15 protein-coding genes are annotated in these 19,066 nt (G+C 66.5%); 3 read left to right on the top strand and 12 right to left on the bottom strand.

What is annotated here, in order from left to right; translation table 11 throughout:
- Positions 1 to 2 precede the first annotated feature (2 nt).
- The gene (locus WKW82_RS06015) at positions 3 to 1,514 is read right to left on the bottom strand and encodes an AlkA N-terminal domain-containing protein (protein WP_340341336.1); all 1,512 of its coding nucleotides are present in this window, start codon (positions 1,512 to 1,514) and stop codon (positions 3 to 5) included.
- A 113-nt stretch (positions 1,515 to 1,627) separates the two neighbouring features.
- On the opposite strand from WKW82_RS06015, the gene WKW82_RS06010 reads away from it, so the two are divergent.
- The gene (locus WKW82_RS06010) at positions 1,628 to 3,010 is read left to right on the top strand and encodes a phosphomannomutase/phosphoglucomutase (protein ID WP_340341335.1); all 1,383 of its coding nucleotides are present in this window, start codon (positions 1,628 to 1,630) and stop codon (positions 3,008 to 3,010) included.
- A 29-nt stretch (positions 3,011 to 3,039) separates the two neighbouring features.
- Complete coding sequence (locus WKW82_RS06005) at positions 3,040 to 4,371, top strand: 3-deoxy-D-manno-octulosonic acid transferase (protein ID WP_340341334.1); 1,332 nt, start codon at positions 3,040 to 3,042, stop codon at positions 4,369 to 4,371.
- A 169-nt stretch (positions 4,372 to 4,540) separates the two neighbouring features.
- Here WKW82_RS06005 and WKW82_RS06000 read toward each other — a convergent pair whose 3' ends face one another.
- The 4 genes from WKW82_RS06000 to WKW82_RS05985 form a co-directional block, all read right to left on the bottom strand.
- On the bottom strand, positions 4,541 to 4,831 hold the full coding sequence (locus tag WKW82_RS06000; protein WP_340341333.1) for a hypothetical protein: 291 nt from the start codon (positions 4,829 to 4,831) through the stop codon (positions 4,541 to 4,543).
- A gap of 23 nt (positions 4,832 to 4,854) precedes the next feature.
- A complete protein-coding gene (locus tag WKW82_RS05995) occupies positions 4,855 to 6,162 on the bottom strand; it encodes a serine hydrolase domain-containing protein (RefSeq protein ID WP_340341332.1) in 1,308 nt (435 codons plus the stop codon).
- A gap of 193 nt (positions 6,163 to 6,355) precedes the next feature.
- Positions 6,356 to 8,008 carry an isovaleryl-CoA dehydrogenase gene (locus tag WKW82_RS05990; protein ID WP_340341331.1) on the bottom strand — a complete coding sequence of 551 codons (1,653 nt, stop codon included), beginning with the start codon at positions 8,006 to 8,008 and terminating at the stop codon, positions 6,356 to 6,358.
- Positions 8,009 to 8,184: 176 nt separating this feature from the next.
- On the bottom strand, positions 8,185 to 8,832 hold the full coding sequence (locus WKW82_RS05985; protein WP_340341330.1) for a TetR/AcrR family transcriptional regulator: 648 nt from the start codon (positions 8,830 to 8,832) through the stop codon (positions 8,185 to 8,187).
- Positions 8,833 to 8,931: 99 nt separating this feature from the next.
- On the opposite strand from WKW82_RS05985, the gene WKW82_RS05980 reads away from it, so the two are divergent.
- Positions 8,932 to 9,768 carry a thioesterase family protein gene (locus tag WKW82_RS05980; protein WP_340341329.1) on the top strand — a complete coding sequence of 279 codons (837 nt, stop codon included), beginning with the start codon at positions 8,932 to 8,934 and terminating at the stop codon, positions 9,766 to 9,768.
- A 127-nt stretch (positions 9,769 to 9,895) separates the two neighbouring features.
- On the opposite strand, the gene WKW82_RS05975 is transcribed toward WKW82_RS05980, so the two are convergent.
- The 7 genes from WKW82_RS05975 to WKW82_RS05945 form a co-directional block, all read right to left on the bottom strand.
- On the bottom strand, positions 9,896 to 10,801 hold the full coding sequence (locus WKW82_RS05975) for a TIR domain-containing protein (protein WP_340341328.1): 906 nt from the start codon (positions 10,799 to 10,801) through the stop codon (positions 9,896 to 9,898).
- A gap of 210 nt (positions 10,802 to 11,011) precedes the next feature.
- Positions 11,012 to 12,529, bottom strand: a complete 1,518-nt coding sequence (locus WKW82_RS05970) for a TolC family outer membrane protein (RefSeq protein ID WP_340341327.1) — start codon at positions 12,527 to 12,529, stop codon at positions 11,012 to 11,014.
- A gap of 173 nt (positions 12,530 to 12,702) precedes the next feature.
- Positions 12,703 to 13,041, bottom strand: a complete 339-nt coding sequence (locus WKW82_RS05965; protein WP_340341326.1) for a rhodanese-like domain-containing protein — start codon at positions 13,039 to 13,041, stop codon at positions 12,703 to 12,705.
- A gap of 10 nt (positions 13,042 to 13,051) precedes the next feature.
- Entirely contained in the window at positions 13,052 to 13,735 is a 684-nt protein-coding gene (locus tag WKW82_RS05960) for a protein-L-isoaspartate O-methyltransferase family protein (protein WP_340341325.1), read from the bottom strand.
- A 17-nt stretch (positions 13,736 to 13,752) separates the two neighbouring features.
- Entirely contained in the window at positions 13,753 to 16,983 is a 3,231-nt protein-coding gene (locus WKW82_RS05955; protein ID WP_340341324.1) for an efflux RND transporter permease subunit, read from the bottom strand.
- Between the two features lie 15 nt (positions 16,984 to 16,998).
- On the bottom strand, positions 16,999 to 18,315 hold the full coding sequence (locus WKW82_RS05950; protein ID WP_340341323.1) for an efflux RND transporter periplasmic adaptor subunit: 1,317 nt from the start codon (positions 18,313 to 18,315) through the stop codon (positions 16,999 to 17,001).
- Entirely contained in the window at positions 18,312 to 18,989 is a 678-nt protein-coding gene (locus WKW82_RS05945; RefSeq protein WP_340341322.1) for a TetR/AcrR family transcriptional regulator, read from the bottom strand. Before WKW82_RS05945 ends, WKW82_RS05950 begins: the two co-directional genes overlap by 4 nt.
- Between the last annotated feature and the right edge of the window lie 77 nt (positions 18,990 to 19,066).

Genomic DNA, 19,066 nt, shown 5'->3' with positions numbered 1-19,066 from the left:
GGTCAATTGGAGGTGCTCGTCGCAGGCGCGGCGGTGATTGTCGAAGGCGAGGGCAGCGAATGCCATGCACGCAGCACCGCATAGCTGCGCCAGGGCCGCCATCCGAGCGAGGCTTCATGCGCGGCCTTGGCGCCGCTCACGCCGAGCGCCTTCTGCAAGGCCACGTCGCCGGCGGGAAAGGCATCGGGCCAGCGCAAAGCGCGCATGGCGATGTACTGCGCGGTCCAGTCGCCGATGCCGGGCAGGGCTTGCAGCGCGGCCAGCGTGCTCGGCACGTCGGCGCCGGCATGCAGGGCCAGCCGGCCATCGGCCACCGCGCGTGCCAATGCCTGCAGCGCAGCCTGTCGTTGCCTGACGATGCCGAGTTGACCCAGGGCATCGCCGCTCGCGGCGGCGATGGCGTCGGGTATCGGGAACAGGCGGCCCAGTCCCTTGACTGGCGTCTCGATCGGCTCGCCGAAGGCCGCGACCAAGCGCGTGCCCATCGTGCGCGCCGCCGCCACGGTGATCTGCTGGCCCAGCACCGCACGCACAGCGAGCTCGAAGCCGTCCAGCGCGCCTGGCACCCGCAGCCCGTCGCCTTGCGGAAAGTGCGCGTGCAAGGCGGCGTTGATGACAATCGGATCGGCGTCGAGATCGAGCATGCCCCGGACGCGGCTGATGACCACCGGCAGCACCGCAGCCAGCGAATCGCTCACCGAGAGCAGCACCTGCCCGCGCTCGCCGTCGAAGCGCAATTGCAGCCAGCCGGCGTGCGTGCGTGCGCCCTGCACGATGCGCAGCGTGCGCGCGAGGGTGCCGGCCGTGACCAACTCGACCTCACCCAACGCACGTCGCGCGAAGAAGCCGAGCATGGCCGCTTCGTCATATGGTGGCCGATAGCCCAGCCGCACCTCGATCGGCCGGCCCTCGCGGCTGCCGCCCACCCGGCGCAGTGTGCGCGGGTTCAGCTTGTAGTGCGCCAGGAAGGCCGCGTTGAAGCGGCGCACGCTGGCAAAGCCGCTGGCCGTCGCCACTTGCGTCATGGGCAGGTGCGTGTCCGCGATCAGTTGCTTGGCCACGAGAAGCCGGCGCGTTTGCAGGTATTGCAATGGCGAGACGCCGAACTGCGCCTCGAAGATGCGGCGCAAGTGCCGGTCGCTCACCCCCAGCCGCAGTGCGATCTGCGCCGCGCCGGGGCCGTCTTCGGCCCACGCATCGGGCTCGTCGATCAACCTCGCGGCCTGCAGCGCGAGGATGCGCGAGGCGTCTTCGGTCGACCAGCTTGCCGCCCTGGGCGCCAGTTCCGGACGGCAACGCAGGCACGGCCGGAAGCCTTCCGCCTCGCACTGCGCCGCATGCCGGAAGAAGAGGCAGTTCTCGCGCCGGGGCAGCTTCACGCGGCACACGGGCCGGCAGTAGATGCCGGTAGATGTCACTGCCGTGAAGAATGTCCCGTCAAAGCGAGCATCGTGCGTTTTCATCGCCAGGTAGCAGGCATCGCTCTCCAGGGCGGTTGCGGAGGGGTTTGACATAGGGGAATGATACGGCTCTCCCACTCTGGGAATAGCCGTTTCCGGACATGATCCCGACGAACCTACGGCCTACAATCCGCGTTCGCTTTTTTCAGACCAGTCGGGATACTTCCATGCAACTCAGCGCTTCGATTTTCAAGGCCTACGACATCCGCGGGGTCGTGCCCAGCACGCTCAATGTCGACGTGGCCGAGGCCCTTGGCCGTGCGTTCGGCAGCGCAGCGCGCGCAGCCGGCGAAAAGACCGTGGCCGTGGGCCGCGATGGCCGCCTGTCCGGCCCCTCCCTGAGCGCCGCACTCATTCGCGGCCTGGTGGCCACGGGCGTCGAGGTGATCGACGTCGGCGCCGTCACCACGCCCATCCTCTACTTCGCCGCGCACACGCTGTGCACCAGCGGCATCCAGGTCACGGGCAGCCACAACCCGAAGGACTACAACGGCTTCAAGATGATCCTCGCCGGCCGTGCCATCTATGGCGACGAGATCCAGGGCCTGCGCCGCACCATGGAAGCCGGCAGCGCCGTGCTGGCCCCCGGTGGCAGCGTGCGCGAGGTCGATGTGGTGCCTGCGTACGTGCAGCGCATTGCCGGCGACGTCAAGCTCGCGCGGCCGATGAAGATCGTGGTTGATTCGGGCAACGGCATCGCGGGTGCATCGGCGCCGGCGATCTTCCGCGCGCTTGGCTGCGAAGTGACCGAGCTCTTCAGCGAAGTCGACGGCAACTTCCCCAACCACCATCCCGACCCGAGCAAGCCCGAGAACCTGCGCGACCTCATGGCCGCGCTGAAGGCCGGCGATGCCGAACTGGGCCTGGCCTTCGACGGCGACGGCGACCGCCTCGGCATCGTCACCAAGGACGGCCAGAACATCTTCCCGGATCGCCAGATGCAGTTGTTCGCCGAGGACGTGCTGTCGCGCGTGCCCGGCGGCGCCATCATCTACGACGTGAAGTGCTCGCAGCGCCTCGGCCCCGCGATCGAAGCGGCCGGCGGCGTGGCCATGATCTACAAGACCGGCCATTCGCTCATCAAGGCGAAGATGAAGGAAGTCGACTCGCCGCTCGGTGGCGAGATGAGCGGCCACATCTTCTTCAAAGAGCGCTGGTTCGGCTTCGACGACGGCACCTATGCAGGTTGCCGCCTGCTGGAAATCCTCAGCAAGAGTCCCGATGCGAATGCCGTGCTCAACGGCCTGCCGACCAGCTTCTCGACCCCTGAACTCAATGTGGCCTGTGCAGAAGGTGAGCCGCACGGCCTGGTCGACACGCTGGTCAAGAACGCAAGCTTCGATGCGCCCGCGAAAGTCTCGACCATTGACGGCCTGCGCGTCGACTGGCCCGATGGCTTCGGCCTGATCCGCGCGTCCAACACCACGCCAGTGCTGGTGATGCGCTTCGAGGGCCAGACCGATGCCGCGCTGCATCGCATCCAGGACACGATGCTGACCCTGCTCAGGACCGTCAAGCCCGACGCCAAGCTGGCCGAAGCCGCCCACTGACCGCGACGAACAAGAAGAAAAAACCCCACGTGCGTTCGTTGTCCCTGCGCCTTTATGGCGTTGTTACCTGGCTCATGCAGCCATTGCTGCGCCGCAAACTGCGTCGCCGCGCCGTTGCCGAACCCGGCTACGCGGTCGCGGTGGAAGAGCGCTTCGGCCACTACCCGACCACGCCCGGCGGCACCGACTGGTGCTGGATCCATGCCGTCTCGCTCGGTGAGGCGCGTGCCGCAGGCATCCTCATCGAGGAACTGCGGCGCCAGGCGCCCGGCATCCGCCTGCTGTTGACCCATGGCACTGCCACGGGCCGCGACGAAGGCGCCAAGCTGCTGCAACCGGGCGATGTCCAGGTCTGGCAGCCCTGGGACATGCCGGCGGCCGTGGCGCGCTTCCTGGACCGTTTCTCGCCCCGCATCGGTGTGCTGATGGAGACCGAGGTCTGGCCCGAGATGACGGCGGCCTGCGCCGAACGCGGCATTCCGCTGGTGCTGGCCAATGCGCGGCTCAATGCCAAGTCGCTGGCCTCGGCCGAGCGGCTGGGCTGGCTGGCGCGGCCGGCGTACTCGTCGCTGCGCGCGGTGTGGGCGCAGACCGAGGCCGACTCGCACCGCCTGGTGTCGTTGGGCGCCAATGTGACGGGCATCTTCGGCAACATGAAGTTCGATGCCGCGCCGGAGCCGCGCCAGTTGGCCACCGCGGCCAACCTGCGCGCCAACTTGCCCAAGCCGGTGATCGTGTTCGCCAGTTCCCGTGACGGCGAGGAGCAGCAGCTGCTCGAAGTCCTCAAGCGTTTTGGCGCCACGGCGCCAGTGCCGCCTGCGCACGCAGCCATCAAGTCGATTGCCCAGCGCGTGCATGACGTGCAGTGGATGATCGTGCCGCGGCATCCCCAGCGTTTCGACGAAGTGGCTGCGCTGGTCGAGGCCAACGGCTTTGCCGTGGCGCGCCGCAGCGCCGTGAATCAGGACCAGGGCGAAGCGGAAATCTGGCTGGGCGATTCGCTCGGCGAGATGGCGCTGTACTACGGGCTGGCGCACGTGGCCCTGCTGGGCGGCAGCTTCGAGCCGCTCGGCGGGCAGAACCTCATCGAGGCGGCGGCGTGCGGCTGCCCGATCGTGATGGGTCCGTCGACCTTCAACTTCGCCGAGGCGGCGGAACTTTCACTCGCCGCCGGTGCGTCGGTGCGGGCCAACGACATGGAGCAGGCCGTGAAGCTGGCGCTGCAACTGGTCGCCGACCCGGCCCGGCACGAGGCGATGGTGCAGGCGGCGCTGGCGTTCTCGTCATCGAACCGCGGCGCAGCGCAGCGCACGGCGGAAGCATTGCTGGCGATTGCGGAGCCGGTCGGACCGGAGCTGTAGCGGGCCGAGCGCCGGCTATTTCGCGCAGCCGCGCTTCTCGAAGTCGTCGCGGCTGGTGTACTTCAGCGCGTCGACCCGGATCCGGACGCCGCGAACCGCGCCGTCCTTTCGCCGTCTGCGTGTCGTCGCCGTGGCATGGGCGGTTCCGCGCGAGCGCGAACCTTGCGCGCTACGTCAACCGCGGCGGATCGCCGAACACTTCCTTGGCCCACTCGTCGAACGCGTCCGCATCGGATACGCCGCCGATGCCCCACCAGCGACCGAAGCCCCTGAGATCCTCAAGGGGTGTGCCAGTGGCCTGGTGGAAGATCAGCAGGATCTGGACCGCATGGGTTCCTTCGCGGTAGAGCTGGTTCGCCAGCTCCGAGACGCGACGCCCCTCGCGCAACTGCGCGCGCACGAACGCTGTCTTCGCGGGGTAATGACGGTCGTGGCGGTCTGGCGGGCGTTGTGGTTTCACGGCGCGATTGTCCCCAATGACGCCTATCGCCGTATCAGGTAATCGGCGACCGCGCGGTACGCCGGCAACATCACCGGATCCGTCACGGCATTCGCAGCCTGCGGCGCCGAGGCGAAGCGCGCGATCACCACCTGCGCCTTGGGGTCGATGTAGAGGGCCTGTCCATGCACGCCGCGCGCTGCGTACGCGCCATGGTCGTCGTTCGAGACCCACCACATGTCGCGGTAGCTCCAGCCCGGCAGGGTGGCATAGCCGGCACGCGCGAAGACCTCCTTGTCGCCGCCCTTGCGGATGGTATCGACGACGGCCTTGGGGATGATGGCCTGGCCGTTGAACCTGCCGTCCTTGCGCATCATCTCGCCGAAGCGGGCCATGTCGCGCGTGGTCAGGATCAGGCCGCCGCCCGCGAACTCGTTGCCGCTGGCGTCAACCGCGATCATGGCGTCGCGCTCCATCCCCATCCTGGTCCAGAAACGTTCCGAAAGCAGTTCGCCGACGGTCTTGTTTGTCACGCGGCGAATGAGCCAGCCCAGCACGTCGGTGTTGACCGTCTGGTAGCGGAACGCGCCCGCGACGGCGGCGGGATCCTTCTGCACCGTCCTGGCGAAGTCGTAGAAGCTCTGCGGCCCGGTGTAGCCCGCCGGGCGCGGCAACAAGCCGCCGGCGCGGGAGTAGGTCCAGATCTCGGCGTTCTGGTCGCCATAGTTCTCGGAGAACTTGACGCCGGTGGTCATGTCCATGACCTGCCGCACCGTGACCTCGCCGTAGCCGGAATCCTTCAACTCGGGGATGTATTGCGCGACCTTGGCGGTGGGGTCGAGCTTGCCCTCCGCCACCAGCACCTCGCCCAACGTTCCGACGAAGGACTTGGTGACCGACATCGCAATGTGGCGTGTCTGCGGCGACATCGCGCCGTGGTACTTCTCATAGACGATGCGGCCCCGGTGCAGCACGACGACGGCGTCGGTGTAGTTCGCGGCGAGCGCCTGCTCCCAGGTCATGGTGGGCCCCCCATTCGCGGGCTGGAACTTGATGCCGCCCATTTCGTTGCGCTCGGCGCGCGGCAATACGGAGACCCTGCCTTCGCCGCGCCAGATGTCGGACGAAGGGATGAGCTGGTTCCAGTGCGCGAAGGACCAGCGCGTCTGCGGGAACTTGAAGAAACTGCCATCGGCCCAGCGCACGGTCTTGTCGGGCGCGGGCGGGGAGCCCTGCATCCAGCCCAGTGCGACCGGGTCGCTGGCTGCCGGGTCTGGCGCGGGCGCCGGTGCCTGCGCGAGTGCTGTGCTCGCGATGAGGGCCGCGATCGCGGCGGGGATGGTTCTTTTCAAGTTTCCTCCTTGCCCTTTCGGGCTGGCCAGCCAGTGCCCGCCATCCGCGGCGGGACCATGACTTTGCCATCAGTCCACGCCGCTTGGTTTCCATGGCGCGGATGGGCTGTGTCTGTCGCGGTGAAGTCCCGTGAGGCGCACACCGAGGCCCGCTTTGCCGGTTGGCGTCGTGTGCTGTCTTCGGGCGACGGCCTTATTCCGGCAGGGCCCGTTCCAGCAGCGCCGCAACATCCAGCTTGCGCGTGTCGATCGCGCCGACGACGCGGCCCCATTGCGGGTCCAGGCGCGTCGCGATGAAGCCTTCGGCCACGAAGTCAGGCGCGGTCTTGCACAGCAGCGTGGCCTGCGCCACCAGCACCAGCCGTTGGGTGAACTGGCGGCCCATTGCCTCGAGTTGCTCGGGTGGCTGTTGCAGCATCTCGCCGAGGGCCTTCAGTTCGCCGAGGATGCGCGTGTCGCCATTCGCATCGCCCACCAATTCCTGCAGCAGGGCATGCGCGCCTCCCGGGTCACGACCGATGCCGCGCATCACGTCCAGGCACATCACGTTGCCGGAGCCCTCCCAGATCGAATTGACCGGCGCCTCACGGAACATGCGGGCCATCGGGCCGTTCTCGACGTAGCCGTTGCCGCCGAAGATCTCCATCGCTTCGCCCGACACTTCCACCGCGCGCTTGCACACCCAGAACTTGGCCGCCGGCGTCATCACGCGTTTCCAGAAGCGCTGGCCCGGTTCGTCGCCGTGCTCGAAGGCTTCCGCCAGCCGCATCGACATCGAGAGCGCGGCTTCGCTTTCCAGGGCCAGGTCGGCCAGCACGGCGCGCATCAGCGGCTGCTCGACCAGCAGGCGCCCGAACACCTTGCGCTTGCGCGCATAGCCCACGCCCTGTGCGACTGCCTGGCGCAGGAAGGCGGCGCTGCCCACGACGCAGTTCAGGCGCGTGAAGGTGGCCATCTCGATGATGGTCGGAATGCCGCGGCCTTCCTCGCCCATCAGGATGCCGAGTGCGTCCTGGAACTCGACCTCGCTGCTGGAATTGCTGCGGTTGCCGAGCTTCTCCTTCAGGCGCTGGATGCGCACCGGGTTCTTGCTGCCGTCCGGCCGCCAGCGCGGCACGAAGAAGCAGGAATGGCCGCCTTCCTCGGTGCGCGCGACCACCAGGTGCGCGTCGCACATCGGCGCCGAGAAGAACCATTTGTGGCCACGGATCAGGTATTCGCCGCCGCGCCCGCCCAGGCCCACCGGCGTGGCCGTGGTGGTGTTGGCGCGCACGTCCGATCCGCCTTGCTTCTCGGTCATGCCCATGCCGATCCAGATCGACTTCTTCTGGTCCATGGGGATGTCGCGCGGGTCGTATTCGTTGCTCATCAGCTTGGCGGCGTACTTGTCCCACAGCGCCGGTTCCTTGCGGATGACCGGGATGGCGGCCTGCGTCATCGTGGCCGGGCAGAGCACTCCTGCCTCGACCTGGCCGTTGAGGTAGAAGCCTGCGGCCCAGGTGGCCCAGCGGCCGCGCTGTTGCTCATCGCGGAAGGGCAGCGAGATCAGGCCTTCGCCGCGATAGAGCGCCATGAGCTGGTGCCAGCTCGGGTGGAAGGTGACGCTGTCGATGCGGCGGCCACGCGCGTCGAAGGCATCGAACTCGGGCTTGTACTTGTTGGCGTCGGCGCCGAGCTGCCACGTTTCGGCCTTGCCCAGCATCTCGCCGAACGCGGTCATCTGCGGCACGGCCCAGTCGGCGCCGGCGCGGGCCAGCGCTTCGCGCAAGGGCGTGTCGGTGGTGAACAGGTTGTAGTCTTGCAGTTCGTCGAACTGGTTGGTGATCTCGTGTGTTTGCCAGGACATGCGTTGCCTCGAATGTTGTGATAAAGCTGGGACAAGTCTAGGGAAAAACGCCCTTGGGAATGTTCAGGTTCAGGGCGGTGTGCGCGGCGTTGCGCCAAGGCAGGTTCACGGGGCGTGGCGAGGGCGAATCCGTGGGCACGCCAAGGGCGATGGGGCACTGGATGTGCCGCGCTTGTTCAGGTTTTGCCCGCGCCGCACTGCGGCGCGATGCGGCCCAGGTAGCCATGCAACGCGTCACGGCATTGCCGTTCCAGCATGCCCAGGTCGGGCTTGCCGTCCGCGCGGATGTGGGTGGCGGCGACCAGCTCGTAGAGGATGGCCTGGCTCACCTGCGCCGCCTCCTGCTTCGGAAATGCGGGCGGCAGGTCGCTACTGGCATCGAAGGCGTGGACCCATTCGTCGATGAACTGCCCGTACATCTTGCGATAGGCCTCCGGACCGGACAGGTGACGCTCCAGCAGGAAGTGCACGCTCCATTCCCGCGGCCGCTCGCGCACGGCGGCGAGTTGCGATTCGAGCATCGCATCGACGATCTCGGGCCAAGGCCGTCCGGCGTTCTGGTTCACGGCTTCGCGCATGGCCTGCAGCAGCGCCTTGGTCCGCAAGTGGATGCAGGTGCGAGCCAGCTCGTCCTTGCTGGCGAAGTACTGGTAGAAGCTGCCGAGGCCGGTGCCGGCCACCATGACGATCTCGCGGATCGTCACGCGGGCGTAGTCACGCTCGACGAGGAGTTGGACGAAGGCTTCCTGCAATGCGCGCGAGGTTTCCTTCGAGCGCGACTGGAGCGGCCGTCTTCGTTTCGACGGGGCGGGGGGTGCTTTCATGGGGAGAACTGGACAACGGCCATGGGCTGCCCGTGACAGGCCACTAGAATTTTTTCATTCTTCCAACGGCCTTCACGCGCAGGCCATATCCGCGAATTCATGACCCATCCCGTTTCATCAACATCCGGCGCCCCGGCAGTCTACTTGCGGGAGGGTGAGCTGTGGCTGCCTACCGATCACTCGCGTGGCCCTTGGGATCCGCGGGCCCAACACGGCGGCGCGCCTTGCGCGTTGCTGGCGCACGTTGCGGAGACCGCCGCGCCCGGCCGGGGGTGGCGGCTGGCGCGATTGACCGTGGAGTTGATCAAGCCGGTGCCGGTATCGCCGCTGCGCACGCAATGCAGCACACAGGCCGCGCGTTCGACGGCGCGCGTGGGCATCGACATGGTCGCTGGCGATGCGCTGGTCGCGCGCGCCCATGCGCTGCTGATGCGCATCGATCCGCTGAAGCTGCCCGCCGACCTGCCCATCGGCTGGTCACCCGCGCAACTGGAGCGGTTGCCGGCGCAGTGCAGCGAGCCGGTGCGCATTCCGGGCCTGCCGGAGGGCGTGTCTTTCTATCGCACGGCCATGGAAACGCGCGTCGCGCAAGGCGATACGACGCGGCCTGGCCCTGCTGGCGCATGGTTTCGCCCGATCATGCCGCTGGTGCAAGGCGCGCCGACATCGCCTGCCATGCGTGCCGCCGCGGCGGCGGATTTCGGCAATGGACTGGCCTGGGTGCTGCCGGTCAGTCGTTTCCTGTTCTCCAACGCCGACATCAGCATCCATCTGTACCGCGAGCCGGTTGGGGAATGGATCGGCCTTCTTTCCGAAAGCCAAGTTCATGGTGACGGCGGCGGCATTGTGAACTCATACCTCTACGACGAGCGGGGCGCCATCGGCATGGCCGTGCAGACGCTCGTTCTACGCGAGCGCGCACAGGCTGCTGCGTAAGCTCTCCGGCGTAAGGCTCCAATGTGTTTCGAAGACTTCGCGACGATTGGCATGAGCCAGCAAGCTATCGTCAAGGGTTGTACGTCTCTGTGGTCAGAGCTTGCTCCGCAGATACTTGCTCAATGTCCTAGATCTGCTTCTCAATGAAGTGGAGCAATCCTGCGTGGATTGAAGAAATGTCGCTTCTATCCTTTAGCGACAAATAGATTCCTCCACCGATATCAGCAGGCATCTTCGCCCCCTCCTCTCGAACAACCAGGACGCGCTCTCGCCCTTTCGCTTCCATGAACATGCCCATCTCAAAGATGACGTTATCTCTGGGGGCCGCATAGTTTTCCTCACCGAGAAACTCGTCATCCTTTGTCAGAAGCATCACCGCACCGAGGCAATTGCGTGACGCTTCGTGAAGACGGTCGAGTATCGTTCCAGCGGGGGCAAAGTCGATTTCCCAGTCCTTGACGGTCACGTTTCGGGATGTCAGAAATCGATGTATATCAAGCGCAGTGCTTCTTCCTTTGCTGCTGTATGCAAGAAAGATGTCGTCGACGTCTTTTACCGCTTCAATCCAAGCGTCAAGTTGCCGCTTTGCATCCTCCGATTGCAGCCATTCAGGGCCAGTTTCGGTCGGAGCACGAAGGACCAACTGCCCTCCGCCGCCCCAAGTGATTCCGTCTTCCGAAACATGCTCTTCTGTGATTACAAGCAATTCCTTCTTTAGCGCGAGTGCGAATGCACCTTCAAAGTGATTCCAGACCGTGGGAATCGCGAGCCCATTCTGAACACCTTGAGCGTGCCATCTGGCGAATCCCAATATCAGTGCGCCATGGCACCGTGCCATGATGTCCCGAACTGCTTGGAACGTGTATGGTGAACGCAGTGGTAATCCGGAAACCTGAAATTCCTGCGGTTCAATTCCCTGGGCGCGCAATTCTTTGAGAATGGCCTGTTTCAGTATTCTTTGCGTTGGCCCTAAATTGTGGTCTCTGGGAACGCTGATAAATACCCGCTTCGGCCGGTTCTTCGTACTGTCCATCGTCGCTCCGATCAAGAGGAAGTGGTTGCGCTTGGAGACGCGGCGTTCTCCAACGGAATCTACCGTTTGACTTGACGAACCTCAAGCGAAATGGTGAAACGCTCGGCTTCGAGTGTTCCACCATGAGGCGCTTGCCCTTCCGGTTTTTGATCCGGGCCAACACGGCCACCGCCATGCGACGCTTCCGCCGCGATTCCGGTGTGCGTCGACTCAGCGCGTCGGCGGGTTCAGGATCACCGGCGGCGGAGGCGGCACCGGCATCACGGGCGCCGGCGGATTGAAGGGCTGCTGCGGCACCACCGGCGTCGCGCCGGGAATGGAATTCGCCGGCACCGGCACCGGGCTGATCGTCGCGGCCGAAGGCACGGTCGGCGAAGCGCCCGCCGCCGCACTGCCGGCCTGTGCCAGCGTGGCATTGATCGGCTGCAGGTCCACCGGCACCAGCGTGCCGTTGGCTTGGCGCAGCTTCAGGTTGCCCAGCAGCACGCCATAGCGCGCCAAGGCCAGGTCGCGCTTGGTCTGGTAGAGCTGGCTCTGCGAATTCAGCACGTCGATGTTGATGCGCACGCCGACCTGGTAGCCCAGACGGTTGGCATCGAGTGCGCTCTGGCTGGAGGCCTCGGCCGCTTCCAGCGCCTTGACCTGCCCCGCGCCCGACACCAGGCTGAGGTAGACACTTCGCGTGAGCTGGTTGACGGTGCGGCGCGTCGAATCGAGGATCGAGCGCGACTGGTCTTCCAGGGCCAGTGTTTCCTTGATGCGGTTCTCGGTCGCGAAGCCTGCGAACAGCGGCATGTTGAACACCACGCCGACCGTGCCCGCGTTGATGCGCGACTTGCCGAGCGCCGTCGAGGTGCCTTGCGGGTTGTTGGTGACGTTGTAGCCGGCCTGCACGTCGAGCGTGGGCTTGTGGCCGGCCTCGGCCTTCTTGACTTCGAGCCCGGCCACGTCGACGCCGAGCTTCGCCTGCAGGATCGATGGATGCACCGCCTCGGCCTGCGCCACCCAGACATTGACATCCGCCGGCAGCAAGGCGGGCAGGGTCACGGGCGCGGCCAGCGGCGTGGGGTTGGTGCCGATCCGGCCGACCAGTTCATCGAGCGCGATCTTCTTGATCTGCAGGTCGTTCTCGGCCGCGATCTCCTGTGCGACGACCAGGTCGAAGCGGGCCTGGGCCTCGCGCGTGTCGGTGATGGTGGCGGTGCCGACTTCGAAGTTGCGCTTGGCCGACGCCAGTTGTTCCGCCGTTGCCGCCTTCTGGGCGCGCACCAGCGCCAGCGTGTCCTGGCTGGCGAGTACATCGAAGTAGCCCTGGCTCACGCGCACGATGAGGTCCTGCTCGGCCGCGGTCAGCACTGCTTGCGCGATTTCGGCCTGGCGCTTGCCCTGCTCGTAGGTGGCCCAGTTGGCCGGACGGTACAGCGGCTGCGTGGCATTGACGCCACCGGCCTGCGTGTTGATCTTTCGCGTGATGTCGGCCTGCGGCGTCTCGACATTGATGTTGCTGTGCACGGCGCTGCCCGACAGACCCACGGCCGGCAGGATGCCCGCCTTGGCCTGCGCGGCGCGGGCGATGCTGGCGTCGTACTGCGCAAGCGCCGCCTTGTAGGTGGCGTCGTAGCCGCGCGCGGCGTCATAGAGTTCGATCAGGCTCTGGCCATGAGCCGGCAATGAAAGCGCCACGAGCAATGCGGCAGGGAGGGGGAGCAGCCGGGGCCAGAGGGGCATCAAGAATCCTCAAAGATAAAGCGGGACGGATGGGTCACGATGCCGTTCGTGAAACACCGCAGGGCGAGCAAGGCAAAGCCTGTTCGTGGGCACCCGCGGAACCGGCTTTGCCGGGCCGCTGGGTGCGCCCCCTTGAGGGGGAGCGCCGCAGGCGCATTCGGGGGTGGGCCATCCTAGTAGCGGGGGACGGTGGGGTCGTGCTGGACCGACCAGGCGTTGATGCCGCCGGCCACATTGGCCAACGCATCAAATCCGTTCTGGGCCAGGAACATGGCCACGCGCTGGCTGCGCGCGCCGTGGTGGCACAGGCAGGCCACGCGCTGGGCCGGATCGAGTTCGGACAGGCGTCCCGGAATCTCGTTCATGGGAATGGTGAGCAGCGTGAAGCCGGAGGGCGTGACGCTGGCGGTCTGCCATTCCCAGGGCTCGCGCACGTCCAGCAGCACCGGCGCGGCGGCCGCATCGGCGGCGAACCAAGCGGCCAGGTCGGCGGGGGCGACTTGATCGATCATCGCGTCGTGCTCAGAACGCGAAGCGCGAGGGCTCGGGGAAGTTCAGCAGGCGCGGCGCCACCGTGTCCCAGGGCTGGGCGGTGCTCCATTGGCCTTCGCCGGTGCGCGTGACGAAGTGCATGCGCATCATGGGTTCCTGGCCGACGATGGCTGCGAGGCGGCCGCCGATCTTCAGCGAGCCCAGCAGGTTCTGCGGGATCTTCGCGACCGAACCGCTCAGCACGATCACATCGAATGTGGGGCCACTGGGCAGCGGCTTGGAGCCATCGGCCACGCGCACCTCGACGTTCCGCACGCCGTTGCGGCGCAGCGTCTCCCTGGCGGTCGCGGCGATCTCGGGGTTGATCTCGAGCGTCAGCACGCTGGCGCCGCTGCTGGCCAGCAGCGCGGCCATGAAGCCGGAGCCGGTGCCGATCTCGAGCACGGTCTCGTGCTTCTGCACCTTCAGGTCGTTGAGCGTGCGCGCTTCGATCTTGGGCGCCAGCATGATTTCGCCGGGCACGCTGCCGTCGCCGAGCGGCAGTTCCATGTCGAAGAAGGACAGGGTGCGGTGCGCCTCGGGCGTGTAGTCCTCGCGATGGATCTCGTTGAGCAGTGCAAGGACGGCTGGATCGTGCACATCCCAGGGTCGGATTTGCTGCTCGATCATGTTGAAGCGCAGGTTTTCAAGCGTGGGGTTGGCGTGAGGATTCATGGTCTTTCTCGGGCGGGTCAGGACAAGCCTTCAATTTTAGGTGTGGCGTCCACCGGCGCGGCTGGCGCGCCATGCCATTTGCGTCGCGCCCAGTTGGCCAGGTCGTCCATGTAGCAGTACACGACCGGCACCACGACCAGCGTCAGCAGCGACGAGGTGATCACCCCGCCGATCACCGCCTGGCCCATCGGTGCACGTTGCTCGGCGCCTTCGCTCAGCGCAAAGGCCAGCGGCACCATGCCGAAGATCATCGCCAGCGTGGTCATGAGGATGGGCCGCAGCCGTACCCGGGCCGCGAGCAGCAGGGCGTCCGCACGGTCCAGGCCGGGCACCGTGCTGCCGTCGTCGGCAAGATGCGGCGCGCGCGAACGGATGGCGAAGTCGACCAGCAGGATGGCGTTCTTCGTCACCAGCCCCATCAGCATCACGATGCCGATGATCGAGAACATCGACAGTGTCGAATGGAAGGTCAGCAGCGCCAGCACCACGCCGATGAGGGTGAGCGGCAGCGCGGTCATCAGCGCGAGCGGCTGCAGGAAGCTCTTGAACTGGCTGGCCAGGATCATGTAGATGAAGATGATCGCCAGCGCCAGCGCCGATACGGCATAGCCGAAGGACTCCTGCATGTTCTTGGCCGAGCCGCTGAACTGGTAGCCGTAGCCGGGCGGGAAGGCGATGCCGTCGAGCGCGGTACGGATGTCGGCCGACACCTCGCCGGCCGAGCGCACGTCGGTGTTGGCGTTGATCGAGACTTCGCGGGCGAGGGCGCGACGGTTGATCTGGTTGGGACCGGTGGACTCGCGCACGTCGGCCACCTGCTGCAGGCGCACGATGCGGCTGCTGCCGTCGGCGTTGGCGCCCATGGCGTTGCTGACGAAGGGCAGTCGCGCCAGGTCGCCCGGTGTGTTGCGCACCTCGGGGGCGAGGCGCACGTTGACGTCGTAGGTCTGGTCGTCCGGTGCGCGCCAGGTGCCGACCGTGGTGCCGGCCACCAGCGTGCGCAAGGCGTTCGCGATGGACGCCACGCCCAGGCCCAGGTCGGAGGCCGCGTCGCGCTTGACCACCACGCTCACCGTCGGCTTGTTGGGCTTGAGGCTGGAGTCGAGGTCGACCAGGCCGGGGATGGTGCGGATGCGCTCGGTGACGAGCTTGGTCAGGCGCTCCAGTTCCTGCAGGTCGGGGCCTTGCAGCGAGAACTCGATCGGCTTGTTGCCGCCCACCGAATCGCGCAGGCCGACGTGCGTGACGGTGATGCCGGGCACTGCGCGCAGCTTCTCGCGCAGCACGGCGGACATCTGGTCGACGCTGCGATTGCGTGACTTGCGGTCGACCAGGCGCACGTAGATGCTCGCGTAGATCTTGCCCTGTGCATCGCCGGTGTTGATGGTGGTGAGCGTGTAGCGCACCTCGGGCATGTCGTGCAGGATGGCGTCGACCTGCGTCGCCTTGGATTCCGTCACTTCGAGCGAGGAGCCGACCGGGGTGTAGAAGTTGATCGCCGTCTCGGAGAAGTCGGCCTTGGGCACGAACTCGGTGCCCAGCAGCGGCACCATGAAGATGCTGCCGATGAAGATGCCGACCGCGGCGAACACTGTGGCCAGCTTGTGCTTGAGCGACCAGCGCAGGATGGACTGGTAGCCGTCCGCCAGCTTCTCGGTCGCATCGTCGAACCAGCCGGTGACGCGGCCGATGGTCTTGTCGTAGAAGGTGACCGGCTTGCCGCGCTTCTTGCCGTGCTTGTCGATGGCGGGGTCGTGCCACAGGCTGGACAGCATCGGGTCCAGCGTGAAGCTCACGAACATCGAGATCATCACCGCCGCGACGATGGTGATGCCGAACTCGTGGAAGAACTTGCCGATGATGCCGCCCATGAAGCCGATCGGCAGGAACACCGCGACGATCGACAGCGTGGTGGCCAGCACCGCCAGGCCGATCTCCTGCGTGCCGTCGAGCGCGGCCTTGTAGGGTGCCTTGCCCATCTGCACATGGCGCACGATGTTCTCGCGCACCACGATCGCGTCGTCGATCAGCAGGCCCACGCACAGCGACAGCGCCATGAGCGTGATCATGTTGATCGTGAAGCCGAACATCTGCATGAACCAGAAGGTGCCGATCAAGGCGATCGGCAGCGTGAGCCCGGTGATGACCGTCGAGCGCCACGAGTTCAGGAACAGGAACACGATCAGCACGGTGAGCAGCGCGCCTTCGATCAGCGTCTGGCGCACGTTCTGCACGGCCACGCGGATCGAACGTGACGCGTCACCGATGGGCTCCAGCTTCACGCCGGGCGGCAGTTGCGGCTTGATGTCGGCGATGGCCTTGACCAAGCCGTCGACCACGCCGATGGTGTTCTCGTCCTGCGCCTTCTGCACGGAAAGCAGCAGCGTGCGCTGGCCGTTGTAGAGGGCGAGGGTGTCGACCTCCTGCGCGCCATCCGAGACGCGCGCGACCTGGTCCACGCGGATCGGCGCGCCGGCCTTGCGGGCCACGATGATCTTGCCGAAATCTTCCGGCCGCTCCATGCGCGCATCGATCTGCACCACGCGGTCCTGTTCCAGCGAACGCACGGAGCCGACCGGCAGCGCCTGGTTTTCGTTGCGCACCGCGTTCACCACTTGCTCGGCGGTGACGCCGAGCGACTCCATCGCGCCCGGATTGAGGTAGAGATTGATCTCACGCTTGGTGCCGCCCACGAGCGTGACGGAGCCGACGCCGCGCACGTTCTCCAGGCGCTTCTTCAGCACCTGGTCGGCCCAGTTGGTGAGTTCGATGGCGCTGGGCTGGCGGCCTGATGGCGCGCTCGTCGCCGCATCGGGTAGCACCGCCACCGACCACACCGCGCGTGATGCCGGGTCGAAGCGCAGCACCCGTGGGTCCTTCACCTCGTCGCGGAACAAGGGGCGAACCGCGGCCACCTTCTCGCGCACGTCATCGGCGGCCTTGCGTCCGTCGACATACAACTGGAACTCGATGATGACGACCGACTGGCCTTCATAGCTGCGCGAGGTCAGGTTGTTGATGCCGGCGATCGAGTTGACGCCTTCCTCGATCTTCTTGGTGACTTCGCTCTCGACGATTTCGGGCGAGGCGCCGGGGTATTCGGTGATGACCACCACCACCGGAAAGTCGATGTTCGGGAACTGGTCGATCTTCAGGCGCTGGTACGAGAAGGCGCCGAGCACCACCAGCGCCAGCATCAGCATGGTGGCGAAGACAGGGTTGCGCAGGCTGACGCGAGTGAACCACATGGCCGGGCGCGCCGATCAGGGCGCCGGACGCGCGGCGCCCGATGCGGCGGGGGCGGCGGGCGCCGACGCAACAGCAGCCTCGGGGGCCGGTGCCGCAGGGGCTGGTGCCGCCGGGGCCGCGGGCGCGGGCGAAGCAGCGGGTGCTGCGGATGCCGCAGGCGCGGCAACAGGCGCCGCCGCGCCCTCGGCCAGCTTGACGCGCGTGCCTTCGCGCAGCGGGCCGACCGTGCCGGCCACCACCAGCGCACCGTCTTCCACGCCGGTCACCGCCACCAGCGTCTGGCCGTTCACTTGGCCGCGCAGCCCGGTCTGCACTTGACGGTAGGCAATGCGCCCATCGACCACGGTCTGCACGTAGGGCGCGGGCTTGTCGATGCGCACGGCAGTCAGCGGCAGTGCCAGCGCGGTGGTCCGACCCACATCGATCGTGCCCTGCGCGAACAGCCCTTGGCGGAAGCCGGTGTTGCTGTCCAGGCGCAGGTAGACCAGCACGCTGCGGCTGCCCGCCTGTGCGCTCGGATTCACGCGGACCACGCTCGCAGTGACCTTGCGTTCCGCCGACGCCGTGCTCGCCATGCCTGCGGTGCTGCCTTCGATCTGCAGCGAGGCGCGCTGGCCGACGCGCACCGACACCGAATCGGCCGCCGACATGGTCGCCTCGACTTCGATCCGGCTCAGGTCGACCACTTCCAGCACGCGGCCATCGATGGCCACGCGCTCGCCGGGTTGTGCCAGGCGTGCCGCGACCTGACCGGAGATCGGGCTCTTGAGCACCGTGTCGTTGAGCGACTTGCGCGCCACGTCGACCGCGGCGAGGGCAGCACGGTGCGTGGATTGCGCCGCGTTGAGGGTCGATTGCGATGTGTCGAGCGCGTTGCGCGAGATGAAGCCCTGGTCGACCAGCGCCTTGTTGTTGTCGAGCGTGCGCTGCGCCATTTCGGTTTGCGCGCGGGCCGAATCGGCCTGCTCCTGCGCCTGCTGCACGCGGAAGTTGTATTCGGTGGGATCGATGCGCGCGACCACCTGACCGGCCGTGACCGAGTCGCCTTCGCGCAGCGTGAGGCCGATCAGTTCGCCGGCCACGCGCGCCTTGACCACGGCCGAGTCGACCGCGCGCAGCGTGCCGGAGACCGGCAGCGTCTGCATCAGTTCGCGCTGCGTCGCGCGCACCGTCTCGGAAGGCGTCAGCACCACTTCGGTCTCGGCGGGTTGCGCGGCGGCGGCGATGGCGGCTTGCTGGGCCTTGCGCGCCGAGAGCGCGCGCAGCACGCTGGCGCCGATCAGCACCAGCACCAGTGCGGCGATCACCCAGCGCAGCCAGGTCTTCTTCATGCGCCGCTCCCAGTCGGCGAACAGACGCCGTTCAACAGCGTCTCGGCTTGCAGTGCGATGTACTTGTCGGCGTCGAGTTCGATGCTCGGCGCCATGCAGATGTTGCTGGAATGTTTGGACAGCATGAGAAAGATCATGGGGGCGACGATGGTGTAGACCGCCATGTCGATATCGATCGGCTTGAATTCGCCGCGTTCCACGCCGCGCCGGAACACGCGACGCAACAGTTCATGGCCGGGCATGACCACCTCGGCCTGGTAGAAGGCGGCGAGTTCCGGGAAGTTGCTGCCCTCGCTCATCATGAGCTTGGTGATGCCGGAAAGGCGCGTGGCACCGATGCGTTCCCACCAGGTGCGCATCACGTGGCGCAGCATGTCGGGCGTGCTGCCCTCGAAGGCCTCGAACTCCTTGTTCCAGTCCGGGAAATGGCCGGACATGTTCTCGCGGACCACGGCCTTGAAGAGCTCTTCCTTGCTGGGGAAGTAGAGGAACAGCGTGCCCTTGGAAACGCCGGCGCGCGCCGCGACTTCCTCGGAGCGAGTGGCGGCAAAGCCTTTTTCGACGAACAGGTCGAGGGCGGCGTCGAGCAGTTCGCCAGGGCGGGCTTCCTTGCGGCGCTCGCGCTTGGCGCTGACTGCGCGCACCTTGTCGGCAAGAAAGCTGGAAGACGGCATGAAAATTAATGACTAGCGGGTTAGTAATGTAGTGAGCGACGCGCCGAGCGTCAAGCCGCGACAATGCCGGGCTGTGT

The organism is Variovorax rhizosphaerae, assembly GCF_037889975.1.
Taxonomy (GTDB): domain Bacteria; phylum Pseudomonadota; class Gammaproteobacteria; order Burkholderiales; family Burkholderiaceae_C; genus Variovorax; species Variovorax rhizosphaerae.
The sequence above is the reverse complement of the archived record's forward strand: the minus strand, read 5'-3'. Positions and strand labels throughout refer to the sequence as shown.

Excerpts from the sequence above, each read along its gene's own strand:
- WKW82_RS05985 (WP_340341330.1), bottom strand. The coding sequence starts at position 8,832 with ATGAAAGCACCCCCCGCCCCGTCGAAACGAAGACGGCCGCTCCAGTCG.
- WKW82_RS05990 (WP_340341331.1), bottom strand. The coding sequence starts at position 8,008 with ATGTCCTGGCAAACACACGAGATCACCAACCAGTTCGACGAACTGCAA.
- WKW82_RS05955 (WP_340341324.1), bottom strand. The coding sequence starts at position 16,983 with ATGTGGTTCACTCGCGTCAGCCTGCGCAACCCTGTCTTCGCCACCATG.
- WKW82_RS05945 (WP_340341322.1), bottom strand. The coding sequence starts at position 18,989 with ATGCCGTCTTCCAGCTTTCTTGCCGACAAGGTGCGCGCAGTCAGCGCC.
- WKW82_RS06010 (WP_340341335.1), top strand. The coding sequence starts at position 1,628 with ATGCAACTCAGCGCTTCGATTTTCAAGGCCTACGACATCCGCGGGGTC.
- WKW82_RS05950 (WP_340341323.1), bottom strand. The coding sequence starts at position 18,315 with ATGAAGAAGACCTGGCTGCGCTGGGTGATCGCCGCACTGGTGCTGGTG.
- WKW82_RS05965 (WP_340341326.1), bottom strand. The coding sequence starts at position 13,041 with ATGATCGATCAAGTCGCCCCCGCCGACCTGGCCGCTTGGTTCGCCGCC.
- WKW82_RS05975 (WP_340341328.1), bottom strand. The coding sequence starts at position 10,801 with ATGGACAGTACGAAGAACCGGCCGAAGCGGGTATTTATCAGCGTTCCC.
- WKW82_RS05970 (WP_340341327.1), bottom strand. The coding sequence starts at position 12,529 with ATGCCCCTCTGGCCCCGGCTGCTCCCCCTCCCTGCCGCATTGCTCGTG.
- WKW82_RS05980 (WP_340341329.1), top strand. The coding sequence starts at position 8,932 with ATGACCCATCCCGTTTCATCAACATCCGGCGCCCCGGCAGTCTACTTG.
- WKW82_RS06015 (WP_340341336.1), bottom strand. The coding sequence starts at position 1,514 with ATGTCAAACCCCTCCGCAACCGCCCTGGAGAGCGATGCCTGCTACCTG.
- WKW82_RS05960 (WP_340341325.1), bottom strand. The coding sequence starts at position 13,735 with ATGAATCCTCACGCCAACCCCACGCTTGAAAACCTGCGCTTCAACATG.